The 14,727-nt window shown below is 35.2% G+C and carries 17 protein-coding genes, 1 pseudogene and 1 riboswitch; of the genes and pseudogenes, 13 read left to right on the top strand and 5 right to left on the bottom strand.

Annotated elements, in window-relative coordinates:
- Positions 1 to 58 precede the first annotated feature (58 nt).
- A pseudogene (locus tag NBW39_RS07015) lies at positions 59 to 1,253 on the top strand (IS256 family transposase).
- A gap of 207 nt (positions 1,254 to 1,460) precedes the next feature.
- On the opposite strand, the gene grxD reads toward NBW39_RS07015, so the two are convergent.
- The 3 genes from grxD to NBW39_RS07000 all read right to left on the bottom strand — a co-directional run bounded on the left by grxD (position 1,461) and on the right by NBW39_RS07000 (position 3,408).
- The gene (grxD, locus tag NBW39_RS07010; protein ID WP_250295021.1) at positions 1,461 to 1,781 is read right to left on the bottom strand and encodes a Grx4 family monothiol glutaredoxin; all 321 of its coding nucleotides are present in this window, start codon (positions 1,779 to 1,781) and stop codon (positions 1,461 to 1,463) included.
- Positions 1,782 to 1,796: 15 nt separating this feature from the next.
- Positions 1,797 to 2,015: a BolA/IbaG family iron-sulfur metabolism protein gene (locus NBW39_RS07005; RefSeq protein ID WP_250295020.1), complete on the bottom strand. Its 219-nt coding sequence runs from the start codon at positions 2,013 to 2,015 to the stop codon at positions 1,797 to 1,799.
- Positions 2,016 to 2,085: 70 nt separating this feature from the next.
- Positions 2,086 to 3,408: a malic enzyme-like NAD(P)-binding protein gene (locus tag NBW39_RS07000; protein ID WP_250295019.1), complete on the bottom strand. Its 1,323-nt coding sequence runs from the start codon at positions 3,406 to 3,408 to the stop codon at positions 2,086 to 2,088.
- Between the two features lie 126 nt (positions 3,409 to 3,534).
- Between NBW39_RS07000 and pgsA the strand changes: the two genes are divergently transcribed.
- The 7 genes from pgsA (at position 3,535) to NBW39_RS06965 (ending at position 8,992) form a co-directional block, all read left to right on the top strand.
- Positions 3,535 to 4,077 carry a CDP-diacylglycerol--glycerol-3-phosphate 3-phosphatidyltransferase gene (gene pgsA / locus NBW39_RS06995; RefSeq protein ID WP_250295018.1) on the top strand — a complete coding sequence of 181 codons (543 nt, stop codon included), beginning with the start codon at positions 3,535 to 3,537 and terminating at the stop codon, positions 4,075 to 4,077.
- Between the two features lie 100 nt (positions 4,078 to 4,177).
- Positions 4,178 to 5,113 (top strand): NFACT family protein, encoded by a 936-nt coding sequence (locus NBW39_RS06990; RefSeq protein WP_250295017.1) that lies wholly within the window; start codon positions 4,178 to 4,180, stop codon positions 5,111 to 5,113.
- Positions 5,114 to 5,173: 60 nt separating this feature from the next.
- Complete coding sequence (locus tag NBW39_RS06985) at positions 5,174 to 5,881, top strand: outer membrane protein assembly factor BamD (protein ID WP_250295786.1); 708 nt, start codon at positions 5,174 to 5,176, stop codon at positions 5,879 to 5,881.
- A gap of 60 nt (positions 5,882 to 5,941) precedes the next feature.
- On the top strand, positions 5,942 to 6,682 hold the full coding sequence (locus tag NBW39_RS06980) for a YebC/PmpR family DNA-binding transcriptional regulator (protein WP_250295785.1): 741 nt from the start codon (positions 5,942 to 5,944) through the stop codon (positions 6,680 to 6,682).
- A 3-nt stretch (positions 6,683 to 6,685) separates the two neighbouring features.
- On the top strand, positions 6,686 to 7,765 hold the full coding sequence (locus NBW39_RS06975; protein WP_250295784.1) for a M23 family metallopeptidase: 1,080 nt from the start codon (positions 6,686 to 6,688) through the stop codon (positions 7,763 to 7,765).
- 7 nt (positions 7,766 to 7,772) lie between these two features.
- The gene (locus tag NBW39_RS06970) at positions 7,773 to 8,618 is read left to right on the top strand and encodes an SPFH domain-containing protein (RefSeq protein ID WP_250295783.1); all 846 of its coding nucleotides are present in this window, start codon (positions 7,773 to 7,775) and stop codon (positions 8,616 to 8,618) included.
- Positions 8,619 to 8,694: 76 nt separating this feature from the next.
- Positions 8,695 to 8,797: riboswitch (TPP riboswitch) on the top strand.
- Entirely contained in the window at positions 8,786 to 8,992 is a 207-nt protein-coding gene (locus NBW39_RS06965) for a PQ-loop domain-containing transporter (protein ID WP_250295016.1), read from the top strand. It overlaps the preceding riboswitch by 12 nt.
- 142 nt (positions 8,993 to 9,134) lie before the next feature.
- Here NBW39_RS06965 and NBW39_RS06960 read toward each other — a convergent pair whose 3' ends face one another.
- Positions 9,135 to 10,007 (bottom strand): IS982 family transposase, encoded by an 873-nt coding sequence (locus NBW39_RS06960; RefSeq protein WP_250294632.1) that lies wholly within the window; start codon positions 10,005 to 10,007, stop codon positions 9,135 to 9,137.
- Positions 10,008 to 10,157: 150 nt separating this feature from the next.
- On the opposite strand from NBW39_RS06960, the gene NBW39_RS06955 reads away from it, so the two are divergent.
- A complete protein-coding gene (locus tag NBW39_RS06955; protein WP_250295015.1) occupies positions 10,158 to 10,349 on the top strand; it encodes a hypothetical protein in 192 nt (63 codons plus the stop codon).
- Positions 10,350 to 10,355: 6 nt separating this feature from the next.
- Here the strand turns inward: NBW39_RS06955 and NBW39_RS06950 are convergent.
- Positions 10,356 to 11,233, bottom strand: a protein-coding gene (locus NBW39_RS06950) for an IS630 family transposase (protein ID WP_250295014.1) whose coding sequence is annotated in 2 segments (ribosomal slippage) — positions 10,356 to 10,909 and positions 10,909 to 11,233 — 879 coding nt in all. Because the reading frame shifts where the segments join, the coding sequence is not laid out codon by codon here.
- Positions 11,234 to 11,448: 215 nt separating this feature from the next.
- On the opposite strand from NBW39_RS06950, the gene NBW39_RS06945 reads away from it, so the two are divergent.
- The 4 genes from NBW39_RS06945 (at position 11,449) to NBW39_RS06935 (ending at position 14,718) form a co-directional block, all read left to right on the top strand.
- Entirely contained in the window at positions 11,449 to 12,321 is an 873-nt protein-coding gene (locus NBW39_RS06945) for an IS982 family transposase (protein ID WP_250294632.1), read from the top strand.
- 98 nt (positions 12,322 to 12,419) lie between these two features.
- Positions 12,420 to 12,659, top strand: a complete 240-nt coding sequence (locus NBW39_RS06940; protein ID WP_250295013.1) for a hypothetical protein — start codon at positions 12,420 to 12,422, stop codon at positions 12,657 to 12,659.
- A gap of 509 nt (positions 12,660 to 13,168) precedes the next feature.
- Complete coding sequence (locus NBW39_RS08755; protein WP_256466294.1) at positions 13,169 to 13,294, top strand: hypothetical protein; 126 nt, start codon at positions 13,169 to 13,171, stop codon at positions 13,292 to 13,294.
- A 59-nt stretch (positions 13,295 to 13,353) separates the two neighbouring features.
- Positions 13,354 to 14,718 carry an ankyrin repeat domain-containing protein gene (locus NBW39_RS06935; RefSeq protein WP_250295012.1) on the top strand — a complete coding sequence of 455 codons (1,365 nt, stop codon included), beginning with the start codon at positions 13,354 to 13,356 and terminating at the stop codon, positions 14,716 to 14,718.
- Positions 14,719 to 14,727 lie beyond the last annotated feature (9 nt).

The raw sequence follows: 14,727 nt of genomic DNA, 5'->3' as shown, positions 1-14,727 counted from the left end.
ATGCACGGTTCTTGTGGGGGAGTTATAGAAGCAAAACTCAATCAAGGGGGATAGGACTATGACTTCTACCGAACGTCAAAAAATAGTAAACAGAACTTTGGTAGATTATAAAGAATTAGAAACAAATATCTTGTCATCTATACGAGAAGGAAGACCGTTGACAGGTAGGGATGGTGCGCTAACACCATTGATAAAAAAGCTGTTGGAGGCGAGTTTGGAAGGTGAAATAGAAAATCACTTATTAGCTAAAAGTGAAGAGAATAATCGAAGAAATGGGAGAAATGGAAAGACTTTGCGGACAAGTGCTGGTTCATTTGAGCTGTTAACACCAAGAGATAGGGAGGGAACCACAAATAGTCAAAAAAAGGCAAACAAACTTACATCCAGAGCTTGAAACGAAGATTTTGAGCACATTTGCCAGTGGTATGGGCTATAGAGATATAGCGTCACATATTGAGGAAATTTATGATCACAAAATATCGGCAGCAGAGATATCAAGTATTACTGACAAATTGCTACCGGTAATCAACGAATGGCGTAGTCGTCCGCTGCAATCTGTATATCCGATAGTGTTTATGGTTTTTTAAGGTCAAAGAGGATGGACATTGTGTAAGTAAATGTATGTACAATATATTAACAAAATGGCAGAAAAGAAGTATTAGTTGGCTGAAAGTGAAGTTCTGGTTGGGAGTACTAAATGATCTCAAAGAAAGAGGAGTAGAAGATATCCTGATTGCCTGTGTGGATGGGCTAAAAAGCTTTCCTGCAGCGATAAATAGTGCGTTTCCTAAAGCAGAAGTACAGCTATGTATAGTACATCAGATAAGAAATTCTCTAAAATATGTATCCAGCAAAGATGTGAAAGTTTTCATGAATGATCTGAAAAAAATATATCGTGCTGCAAGCAGAGAAATTGCCGAGAATTACTTACTTGAGCTAGAAGAAAATGGGGCGAAAAGTATCTGTTAGTTGTGAAATCTTGGCAAAATAATTGGGAAAATTTGTCCGGTTATTTCAAGTATTCTGGCCCAGTCAGGAAGCTAATTTATACTACCAATCCTATTGAGGGATTGCATAGACAGATTAGAAAATTTACTAAAACTAAGGGCTCATTTACCAGCTTGTATAAACAGGTGTATTGTGCTATAAAAAAGGTAGAGCAAAAATGGATTATGGCTTTGCCTAATTGGGCTTTAACTATGTCTCAATTTGATATCTTCTTTCCCGGCAGATTGAAAATTGAGTTGAACTAAAAATGCGGTTTGACACACTTTTTTGAACATTCCCCTTTTAGAATATCAGAAGCTAGTTTTTTATCTTTAGTTAGTTTCTCACTTTTGTGCACAGTTACTCTTTAATAAAACTATTCTTTCTAACTAACATAATTATTACCATATTTCAATATGCATTATTCATTTTGCGCTAGTAATTCGTTCTTTTGTTAAAGTGTTGTAAAGATTTTATTCAATAATCTTTTTTTCTTTTAATAAGCTTTGCAATTCGCCTTTTTCGTACATCTCGCGAGTGATGTCGCAACCACCGATAAACTCTTCCTTTATATATAATTGTGGAATTGTTGGCCAATCTGAAAACTTTTTTATAGATTCACGTATTTCATCATTCTCCAACACGTTAATATACTTAAACTTCACGTTCAATTTTTTTAGGATTGACACGACAAGCCCAGAGAATCCGCATTGAGGAAAATCAGAAGTGCCTTTCATATACAATACCACATCATTTTCTGCTATATCTTTTTTTATTTGTTCAAAATTGCTCATAAATTCACCTTATTTTTAAGTATTAGTTTCTAGCTGCAAGGCGTGTATAGACTGACCTTCCAGAGCTTTATATACCATTCTATGCTGTTCTATTTTTGTCTTTCCAAGAAAGCGCTTGGAGTTTATTTTTAAATGATAATGATCATCATCTCCAGCAAGATCCTTAATCTTTATATCAGCGTCGGGGAACGATTGTTTGATGATTCTTTCTAGTTCATGAATTGCAATAACCATTGATTTACTTTAAATTACAATACTTTCATTATAAATCTAAAACGACTGGGTGCAATTGAATTATTAGTTACTAATATTGTGAAGACAGTAGATTCAGAGTGTTAAGAACACCAGCAAGGCGAGATTTTAATTGATTTTCATATTTACTCCAATCTTGTATTGCCTTTCTTGCGACACCTGAATCAACTGCGGCTTTTGCAACAGCAGGAGATACTATAGAAATTAATCTTGGGTCAAATGGAGTAGGTATTATATATTCACGTCCATAGCTCATTTTACGACCGCCATAGGCTGCAGATATCTCATCTGGTACTGGCTCACGGGCAAGCTTTGCTATTGCATTTGCCGCTGCGATTTTCATTTCATCATTTATTGTTGTTGCACGCACATCAAGCGCTCCTCTAAATATATAAGGAAATCCCATTACGTTGTTGACTTGATTGTTGTAATCTGACCTACCAGTTGCGATTATTGCATCTGGCCTCACAGATTTTGCAAACTCAGGCCTTACTTCTGGATCAGGGTTGGCGAGAGCGAAAATAATCGGGTCTTTGCCCATACTCTTTAACATCTCTTCATTTAACACATCTTTTGCAGATAGTCCGATGAATACATCAGCGCCTTTTATTGTATCAAGTAGAGAACGTTCGGAAATATCAATTGCATACTTTTCCTTCCACTCATTCATGTCCTCGTTTCTACCTTTGTATATTACTCCTTGCTTATCACACAGCACTATATTTTTAGCGCCCATGGACTTTAGTATTTCTAAACATGCAATACCGGCTGCTCCAGCACCATTCATAATGATCTTAACGTCCTCTAATTTCTTTCCGACAATATCAAGAGCATTTTCTATACCAGCTGCAACAACTACTGCAGTTCCATGCTGGTCATCATGGAACACTGGAATATCCATCAGTTCATTCAGGCGTTTCTCTATTATAAAACAATCGGGAGATCTTATATCCTCTAAATTTATCCCCCCCCAACTTGGCCCAAGATACCTTACTGCATTGATGAAATCTTCTATATTTTCTGTATCAATTTCTATATCAACTGCATCAATATCAGCAAAACGCTTAAATAAAACAGCTTTGCCTTCCATGACAGGTTTTGCAGCAAGAGGACCGATATTACCAAGTCCAAGCACTGCGGTGCCATTTGAAATGACAGCAACACAATTGCTTTTTGCCGTATAATCATAAACAACCTCAGGATTTTCAGCTATTTCAAGGCACGGAGCTGCAACGCCAGGGGAATAAGCAAGTGACAAATCATACTGGGTAGATAAAGGTTTTGTTGGCATGATTGAAATTTTACCAGGGTTACCACCTCTACTGTGATACCTAAGTGCCTCTTGTTTTGTGGTATTATCTAAATCATCGTTCATTCTTATATTTTAAGCTTGTAATTTTTAAGTATATGGAGTTTTTATAAATGTTCAATTGTAAACTATTAGCTTGTGAACTCTGTTGTACTTCTGTATAAGTTTACCTATTACGTAAGATGATATTACATGCTTAAGAAAAACGTGCCTAATTTGCTTACAATTTCTCGTGCACTTGCAATACCAGCAATAATATTAAGTTTTTATATAGAAAATAAATATGCAGGCCTGATAACAATATCAATCTTTGTGTTTGCGTGCATTACGGATTTTTTTGATGGTTACTTGGCACGTGCGTGGAAAGTCCAATCAAAGTTTGGCAAGCTATTTGATCCAATTGCTGATAAATTAATAGTGGTTTCAACGATAATTATGCTAGTTTATAAGCAGAAGATAAATGATTTTACAATAGTACCATCGATTATCATCATCTGTAGGGAAATATTAGTTTCGGGTTTACGGGAGTTTCTGATAGCTACAAATGTTAGTCTACCTGTAAGCAAAGCTGGAAAAATTAAAACATTTCTACAGATGGTTGCTGTAGTAGCGCTAATAATGAACGATTATTACATGATTCAATACACAGGTGCGATTTGTTTATGGGTTGCAGCTATTATAACTATGTGGTCAGGCTATAATTATATCCTAGCCGGCATCAAACAGATTGATTAAATCTCCTAGGAAATAGTTAATAGACAAGAGTAGTTAATACTTTCATAATATTGACTGAATAGTTAAAATCCTGTATAATATATTAGTTAATAGGGTTTATATGACTAATAACTTTGAAACTAATGAAGATTTTTTTCGAGATTTTTGGCCAACAGTTGATGAAGAAGTCAAAAAAGAAAGGCTTGAGCAAGAGTCATTAATACTCAAAAGAGAAGCAGAAAAAAGGAAGAAGCTAGAACAAGAGCTATTAACACTAAAAAAAAGAGAGCTATATAGAAAATATGCATCATTGGTAACAATGGTTCCATTTGCATTATTTATGGCTATTGAACTGGAAAAAACATGTAGCGATCAGGTATTACTTGGCGTGATAAGTGGCGCGCTAAGCCACACTATATTACCTTTCATGGTCCTATCTCTTATTTGTACGCTATATTTAATTTACAATAATAGGAAAATAGCACAAAAAGAACGAGAGTTGGAAAATATTGAAAATGGAGAGGAAGTAAAGGAAAAAGAGCACAATATTTCTGATATAGGTCAGTGTTTGATCTATATTGAGGCTATAACAACTGCACTGGTTATTGTAGGTATGATAATGGGTGAAGCATCGTCACTTGAAGCAGCAGAGGATGCAATTTTATTTCTTGCCAATGCAATTGCTTTTCTTGCAACTCTTGTTTCTTATATTGATGAGCATGAAAAAAATAAGAAAAAGGAAACAGAAAAATCTAATCTTGATGAGAAATCTAGCAAGAAAACTAGCAATATGTCTGTAGCCGGATTGGCGCTTGCTGGTTCTTCTATATTTTTAATAAGAAGGATAATGTTAATGGCGTTAACATCGTCCTTAAATCCTGCTGTTGGGCCTACTTTAGGCTTGATAGGTATTGCACTTTTTATGGTTATACAGATATTAACTATACGTTCCTATAGCAAGACGCTGAAAGATCCAAAAGTGGAAGGACAAGGTAAATCGAGGAATGCAGGTAGTTCTGACCGTAGTTATAAAGAGGAAGGGCCGGCTATTGCCTAAGAAATTTATTTATTTAAGTAATATTTAGGTCTATACTTTATTTTGATCGAAAAAAATCTTATGTATAAGACTTTAATCACGTGCTTTATTTTCCTAATTTGCTCCTTTACACAATCGTATGCGGATGATCTTGAAAAAACTGAAACTGAACTATATGAAGAAGCAGTTGAACTTTTTGACCAGAAAAAATATAAACAAGCTATTAGAGCATTTCAAAAGATAGAGGATTTGTATCCTTTCTCTTATTGGGCAAGGAAAGCAAAATTATTATCTGGTGTGTCTCATTATAATATGGGTAACTATAGCAGTGCTGCAAGTGATATGGATGATTATATATATGTTTATTCAAATGGTGAAGATTTACCATATGTATACTACTTAAGAGTATTATCTTATTACATGCAAATTAATAAAGTGCAACTTGGACAGCAAACTGCATATAAAACTTTAGAGCTGGCTACAGAGTACATTAACCTTTTCCCAGACAGCGAATATATAGATGAGATCAAGGAAAAAGCAAAATTAATCACAGAACATATATCAACAAAAGAGTATTCTATCGGTAAATTTTACTTGAGGCGTGGTGAATATTTAGCAGCAATTAAGCGTTTCCAGAATATAGCAAGCTATAAGGATTCTAAATATTTTTCTAAGTCTATTAACTATTTAATAGCAGCCCATTCAGCTCTTGGCCTTGACTCAGAAGCTGAGCAGTATGAAAGTATGTTATTAGCAGAAAACCTGCAAGATGCCAAGCCAGAGGATTGAAAATTTGCTTTAGCTTTTTCTATGCTTTGATATATAATTTAGGTTTTTAACTATTTGAATATGGCTGGTCATTCACAATTTTCAAATATAAAACACCGGAAAGGTGCTCAGGATGCAAAGCGCTCTCAAAAATTTACGAAGCTGATTAGAGAAATAACAGTTGCTGCAAAGCAAGGGCTACCCGATCACGAACTCAACCCGCGCCTTCGCTCTGCTATATTTGCTGCACGCAAGGAAAATCTACCAAAAGATAAAATAGAAACAGCAATAAAAAATGCAACTGGTAACGTTGCTGGAGAAAATTATGAGGAAATCCAATATGAAGGTCATGGGCCTTCTGGCACTGCACTCATTGTCCATGCCTTGACTAATAACCGCAACCGTACTGCTTCCGAGGTACGTTATATCTTTTCTCGTAAAGGTGGAAATTTAGGAGAAACAGGAAGTGTTAGTTACCTTTTCGATCATGTAGGCTTAATCGTCTATAAAGCAGAGGGTGTGAATTTTGACGATTTATTCAGTCATGGAATCGAATTAGAAGTATTGAATGTTGAGGAAAATGACAAAGAAGGATTACACGTTATAACTTGTGAAATAAAAGATTTTGGTAAAGTACGCGATGCCTTTTATGCAAAATTCGGAGAACCAGAACTTGCTCGTCTTTCATGGCAGCCAAAAGATCTGATTGAAATTAGCGATAAAGAGTTGATTGATAAATTATCTGCCTTGGTTGAAGAGCTAGAAGATAATGATGATGTACAGTATGTGGAAGGTAATTTTACTTTTGTTGATGCTGTTTAAATGATGAAGCTGATTGTATTTATGCTGCTCTTTATCTTACCGTTATATACCACTGAAACATCAACAGATCTTGCGCAGTATGCAGCCAGTGCCTCTTTTTCTTGTCATCCCAGTGCCCAGACACTGGGATCCAGCAAAATTCAAGCACACTATGCAACATTTTCGGTAAAATTACCAGAAAGCTGGATTCCAGTGTCAGCTACTTACATAACAGGAAGAGATTTTGAGGTAACAGAAAGTAACGTAGGAAACCTAACACGTGATAGAAGATTATTATTCATATCCAGCACCATAAAATCTTCCTTTTTTGCCACGGGAATTGAGCAAGGGCTGGCGCCAAATACAGTGGTGAAATTGATCAACATATATAAAGATTTCGGTATTGATTTTAAAAAAGACATTGTGCCGAAGAGTAAATTGGAGGTTCTTTTTGAGAGATTGCCTAATAATCAGAAGACTGAAGAAAAGGTTTTATATGCTTCACTGACAATAAACAAGAAAGCTATTAGTTTATATCATTATAAATCGCAAGACGGCAAAGAAAGGTATTTTAATAATGAAGGAATAAGCTTAAAAAATGGCGAAATTTTTGCAAATCCTTTAAATGGAGATTATCGCGTATCCTCGAAATTTGGCAATAGAAAGCATCCTGTTCGCGGTAAAACTGCTTTTCACAAAGGAGTGGATTATGCAGCTAAACTTGGCACTCCCATATACGCTGCTGCAGAGGGTGTGGTAGAATATATAGGAAAGAATGGTGGCTATGGAAATTACATCAAAATAAAACACAAAAATGAATATTCAACCTGTTATGCGCATATAAGTAGATTTAGTGGCGATATAAAGTTAGGCTCTAAAGTAAAGCAGGGGCAGGTCATCGCTTATGTTGGTAGCACTGGTGTTGCAACAGGACCCCATTTACATTACGAAGTTATATATAATGGCAAACACATCGATCCGCTTACGATAGCGCATAAAACTGAAGTAAAATTGCCTGATCATGAATTAAGAGAGTTTAAACTATTTGTAAATAAGATAAATAAAACGATCAACAGAGAGGATTCAAGTGAAAAAGAAGTTTAAAGACAATATGGATAAGAATACGATAAACGATAGAAATTTAAGTCAACTCCGGTTTTTTCCTGTACTAATAGCGCTAGGATTAATTTTATCGCTGCTTTTTTTGGCATATGACAGCACAATTGCGCTTGGAGTTGCTGCTGTTTCAATTTTGACTTTTCTTCAAGGATTTTTTATTAATGACCCTAATGAAGCAAGAGTGATAGAGTTTTTTGGTCATTATATTGGAACTTATTTTAAGTCTGGAATATGTGTAACGCTTCCCTTTTCAAACAAATATATAGTTTCCCTAAAATTTCAGAATATTAACACAGAAAAAATAAAAGTTAATGATGCAAACGGAAGTCCAATAGAGATTTCTGCAGTAATTGTTTGGAGAGTAAACAGCCCGGCAAAGGCGTATTATAATGTTAACAACTATCACGAATTTGTTTTTGTACAAAGTGACTCAGTAATAAGAGAATTAGCAAGCAATTATCCGTATGACAGCGAAAGCGATGAGGAGTCTTTACGTAAAAATTCTGATAAAATTTCAGATGAATTGCGGTCAATGTTACAACAAAGATTAGATATTGCAGGAATTGAGATTACAGAAGCAAGAATATCGCATTTGGCGTATTCGTCCGAGATTGCACAAGCAATGTTAAGGCGTCAACAAGCACATGCTATCACTTCGGCAAGAAGGCATATAGTGCAAAATGCAATAGGAATTGTCGAGGAAGTAATAGCTCATTTTGAAAAAAACAAAAGCTTACAATTAGATGGCAAGCAAAAGGTTCAATTGATAAATAATTTGTTGGTTGCCCTAATCTCTGAGCAAGATGCACAACCGACGATTAGTTTAGATAATAATTAGCATAGAAGCCGATTGGGTTTCATAAATGCAAGTCACTATTAATTTCTTGATTAATAGACTAAATGATGTTATAAATTACACGCATTAGGGGTGCTCTAGAAAAGCTGAGAGTACATAAAGTACAACCCTTTGAACCTGATATTGTTAAAGCAAGCGTAGGAAAATGTATGTATATAAATATTGAAGAATGCTTCGGCTTCATTGCGTTAATTGCATCTCTAATTGGATTATTACCTCAAGTATATAAAGCATATGTCACTAAACTTACTCGTGATGTGTCAATGCTAATGTTGGTGAGCTGTCTTATTTGTTCGTTGTCTTGGCTATGCTGTTTGTCGTGGTGCAACTCTTGGGGTGTTTTGCAGTGTTGCTGAATCAGTGGTCAGTATAATATCAATTATTCAAAAGTGTTATTACGATGCAAAATCTGCACGAGGCGATTTATAATAATACTTTATGCTGTAGTACACAGCAACAATATCGTTCTATTGTTGTGCTAAATACCCCAGTTATGGATTAACCAACGAAGTAAAGCTGAGAAATACAGGGCTTTTTCGATTGCATTGAATAAGAAATGAGGGTAGAAAAAATATGTACCAAGAAATTTACTGTGGATCTATGCCGAGTGTGCTCAAGTTCAAATTTGTTTTTTAGGCAGCCAAAAACCGTTTCAACAATCGATCTTTTCCCTAGTAAAATCTTCTCTTTCAGCGAAATCAGTGCATTTTTCATACCTTTTTTCACTTTAGTGACGAGTTTTAGACCTCTATCGAATAGTTTCTCAAAGAGCTCTTTCTTTATATAGCCCTTATCTCCAAACAAAAGTCCAGTTAGTTTTTTGGTTAGAGTTGGTACAGGTTTTCTGTCATCGACGTTACCTCTGGTTAGCGTAACACCTTGAATTTCACCTATTTCATTGATTACTACATGTAATTTAAAACCAAAAAACCAGCCGTAAGTATTCTTTCCTAACTCTGCTAATCCTTTGAAAACCTTATTTCTTGAGATTCTTTTTCGATGGCATACTGCTATTGAAGTAGAATCTATGTAGGAAATCCCGGTCATTTTTGCTTGTTCACAAAACCATTGCAAAAGTAATGCTAAATACCACAAAACTCGCGGCTTTAAGGCAATAAATCTGTGATATGAAGGCAGCTTTGAAAACTCTGATCTATAGAATAACTGAAGATAACAAAGATAAAAAGCCTTGAAGTTTTTACATGGTGATTTATGGTATAATAGGATTATGGTTAGAATTTCTGAGTGCGCTATTTCTGGTACTCTGGTTGGTTTTTTGCCGTTTGATAAGAACCTATTTGCAAAATTATCATCTACCGCACGACAAAAATCCTCGACGCAACAGTACAGTTCTGTAATATCTTTCTTCATGGGTAACCTCTTATTATTACTAAAATACTCGAGTTTACCCTGTTTCCCTCTTCTTAGTTATACTTTTATCTATTTTCTAATCCATAACTGAGGTTAAATGGGGAAATACCCGATTTATCGTTTTTTGAACGAGGTATACCTATTATTGCTGTGGATGGAGGAGCAAACAAGCTTCTATCAATTGGTGTACAGCCTGACCTTGTAATAGGAGATTTAGATAGTATAAATCCGAATTTACGTGCTAGTTTAAATACAATATATCTGCCTGATCAAGATTATTGCGACTTTTCTAAATTCATAGCCGATTTAAAGACAATGAAGTTGCTGCCGTCGATAATATAGCACTTCTCATAATAATCCGAACAGACATAGAAAGGCAGAATCAACAGCATGACGAAAAGACTTGAATAGAGGAATGTTTTTCCTGACTCTGTTTTTTATAGCAAACCAATGATGTTCAATTTTGTTAAAATCTGGAGAATACGGTGGCAGATACAAAATTTCTGCACCAATCCCTTTAGCAAGCTTAATGATCTTATCAGACTTATGAAAAGTAGCATTGTCAAGAATGACAGTTTGTCCAGGTTCCAAGGTCGGTATCAAAAATTGCTCAAACCATCCATTAAAAATATCCATATTACAGTGGCCTTCAAAGGTTAATGGAGCAACTATTTTTCTTTCACTTAAAGCTGCAATCATACTGATTCGTTGAGTTTTCTTCCCAGATTTTAGGGCATAAAACCGCTGTCCCTTCTGACAATATCCATAGGGGTAGTCTTCAGTGTTGTCAATGCCAGACTCATCTATATACACTAAGTTTTTAGGTTCTTTTGTTGCTATAATTTTCAAGAATTTAGCACGTTTTTCTTCGCTTCTTTCCTTGTACCCATAGGTCTTTTTTTGCGTGTAAATCCAATTTTTTTCAGGGCTCGGTGGATAGTTTGGATACTAACGTTGCTCCAAAGTTTAGCCATTTCCAATAGAGTCTTTCCTCCGTTTTCTCTGGCAAATTTAGCAAAGGCATCCCAGTCGGTAATTTTGTGATTGTAACCTCCATTTCCAAGTTTTTTTGATTGAAAGTCACCTGTTTCTTTTCTTCTTTGCTGCCACTCCCACAAAGTAGTTCGTCCAATTTTAAATCTTGCTGCCACTGTTTCTCTGCTTTCTCCCTCGTCTAGAGCTTCCATTGCTTTTTTCCTTAAGTCATAACTATATGCTGCTGGCATACCTACCTTCACTACTACAAATCCTTATTTTACCTTATTTGGACTATTATGAAAAGTACTATAACAGGTATTACTGGAGGAGCAATTGATCACATATTACAAAATATTAACGTTTTTCTAAACCTCAGTTATGGATTAGAAAATAGATAAAAGTATAACTAAGAAGAGGGAAACAGGGTAAACTCGAGTATTTTAGTAATAATAAGAGGTTACCCATGAAGAAAGATATTACAGAACTGTACTGTTGCGTCGAGGATTTTTGTCGTGCGGTAGATGATAATTTTGCAAATAGGTTCTTATCAAACGGCAAAAAACCAACCAGAGTACCAGAAATAGCGCACTCAGAAATTCTAACCATAATCCTATTATACCATAAATCACCATGTAAAAACTTCAAGGCTTTTTATCTTTGTTATCTTCAGTTATTCTATAGATCAGAGTTTTCAAAGCTGCCTTCATATCACAGATTTATTGCCTTAAAGCCGCGAGTTTTGTGGTATTTAGCATTACTTTTGCAATGGTTTTGTGAACAAGCAAAAATGACCGGGATTTCCTACATAGATTCTACTTCAATAGCAGTATGCCATCGAAAAAGAATCTCAAGAAATAAGGTTTTCAAAGGATTAGCAGAGTTAGGAAAGAATACTTACGGCTGGTTTTTTGGTTTTAAATTACATGTAGTAATCAATGAAATAGGTGAAATTCAAGGTGTTACGCTAACCAGAGGTAACGTCGATGACAGAAAACCTGTACCAACTCTAACCAAAAAACTAACTGGACTTTTGTTTGGAGATAAGGGCTATATAAAGAAAGAGCTCTTTGAGAAACTATTCGATAGAGGTCTAAAACTCGTCACTAAAGTGAAAAAAGGTATGAAAAATGCACTGATTTCGCTGAAAGAGAAGATTTTACTAGGGAAAAGATCGATTGTTGAAACGGTTTTTGGCTGCCTAAAAAACAAATTTGAACTTGAGCACACTCGGCATAGATCCACAGTAAATTTCTTGGTACATATTTTTTCTACCCTCATTTCTTATTCAATGCAATCGAAAAAGCCCTGTATTTCTCAGCTTTACTTCGTTGGTTAATCCATAACTGGGGTTCTAAGTACAGGTAGTATCTTTTACACACCTTCGCCTCCTATGATGGGTTACACTTTGCAAAAAGGTATTACCCATTTTTTTCTTTGCCAAAAAATACTAAAATATCTTTACTTGGTATACCAAGAGCTCAAATATCAACCAAAGGATTAAAATGGGAACTGTACCTTAGTGACCTTGCTTTTCCAGGAAAGAATTCTTGCTTTAATCGAAGTTTAGGCAATAAGTTATCTATAGAAGTACACAGTGGTATATGTTTGGCGATGGTTTATTTAGAAGCAGTAGATGATGCTGCAAGACATCATGTGCGTCAAGTTAAGAAGTAAATAGACTTCTTGCATAACCCAAACTAAGTAGAAAAAAGGTATCATCCGAGTAGCTGACACTGGTTCCTTTATGAGGGCAGTACTGGAATGACAGCAGTCCTACGTCATACCGCCGCGGCGCTAACATGTAGCGGGATGTTTAGCTATAAACATTAAGAAATTTACCAAATAAAAAAAAGGCAAAAGAAGCCCGATCATTGTTTGTTTTCAGTATCGGCGTTCTTTAAGTCTTAAACACTGCAATTTAGCTGCTTTTAAGTGCAACTCACCTTAGTTTAAATGTTTAAGAAATTTACTAAGCAGAAAAAAAGGCAAAAGATATCCCGTGTTAGCTAGTTGTCACTCTCTAATCCTGCAAATCGGCGTACTATACTGTCTTAAACAGCGCGTTTCAGCTTGAAAACCCAGAAATGTTGTGAAGACATAAGGTGCACATAGTGCAAAAAATTAAAAATAAGACGCCAATCACGTAATACTGTTGTCGTTTAATCTGCACAGATTGAAGATAAATGAATACCTTCAGTATCATGATAAGGGGGTTGGCGGAGGATGTCAAGGAAGTTTTTTCGTTTCTCAACGCGCTGCCAAAAGTTTGTTATGCAAGAATGCATAGTATTTCTCACAGATTCATTTAAACTTAATCAAGTAGGAGTATTATTAACGCGAAAAGGGTTCAATTAGAGACTTAAGTGATATGGCGCGTGAGGAAGATATAAACCAATTAGTAGAAAATGGATTTGATATTAACTCAAAAGATACAAGTGGAATCACTCTCTTGCATAAGTTCACAAAAGAAGGTGATTTAGTTGGAGTAAAATCATTGCTAGAGCACGAAGCTGATTTTAATGTCGTAGACAACGAAAATAGAAATCCACTGCATTACGCCATTATGCATGGACACAAGAAAATTGCTAAACTTTTTGTTAATCAACTGACAATCAATTCCAGGGATAAAAACGGGTTCACTCCACTGCACCTTGCTGCACTACAAGATGACACGGAATTAATAGATTTTTTGATAACAAAAGGCGCAAAAATTAATGAAAAAGACGCTAAAGAGGGCTATACTCCTCTTCATATAGCTTCACTATACGGTTCTAAAAAAAGCGTCCAAATTTTAATTGATAGCGGAGCAAATCTCGAATGTGAAGATAACAATTTTCGCACTCCTTTGTTTTTAACTATCTATCAATGCACTGCACATTATGACAGCAGAGCAGAAATTATAGAATATCTGATAAAAAAAGATGCAAATATAGAAGCCAAAGATGCAGAAAATAACACTACGCTTTTCCTAGCAGCGTATAACAACAAAATGCAAATAGTTAAACTTATTGCAAAAAGACAGCAAGCAAGTAACGATAAAATTAAACTTAAAGAGTTTTTTTGCACAAAAAACAACCATGGTTTTGATGCATTAGATTGCGCTATTGAGCATAATAATAGAAAAATGGTAACATTTCTTGTATCAAAAGGAATAGATGCAAATGATCAAGATTTTAATGGCAACGCCAGGCTGCATAAGGCTAGCCATAATGGTAACACTAAAACAGTTAAGCTCTTATTGAAGCTTAAGGTAAACGTTAATGCTGTTACTAAATGTAACAGAACTCCCTTGCTACTCGCAGTTAAAAAAGGCCATACAAAAATTGTGAAAATGTTATTGGAAGTTAGAGCCAATATGAACATTTGTGAGCAACAGGGTTACACACCTCTACATCTTGCTGTTCAAAAGGATTATTTTGATATAGCTCAGCTGTTAACAGAAAAAGGTGCAGACTTGAGCATTAAGTGTAATAACGGTCATACCGCAATAGATATGTTCATTAGCAAGGCTCATAGCAAAAAAAACATCGAAGAAAATTACAAAAAATTTTGTAGATTTTTGATGCTTTACCTGAAAGAGCTACATAGTAAACACAAAGCCTGTTGTATACTTTCAACCTTAGCTCTAAGCTTAACAATAATAGGCTTACCATTTATTTTTAAGCCTATTATTAAATATAGAGAAAGAAATAAAATATATAAAAAAACTAAGGCTATGCTGGTCTACATTTAAGTACAAGAG

It is taken from the genome of Wolbachia endosymbiont of Oedothorax gibbosus, assembly GCF_936270435.1.
Classification (GTDB): domain Bacteria; phylum Pseudomonadota; class Alphaproteobacteria; order Rickettsiales; family Anaplasmataceae; genus Wolbachia.
This window is presented reverse-complemented; position numbering and strand designations above follow the sequence as displayed.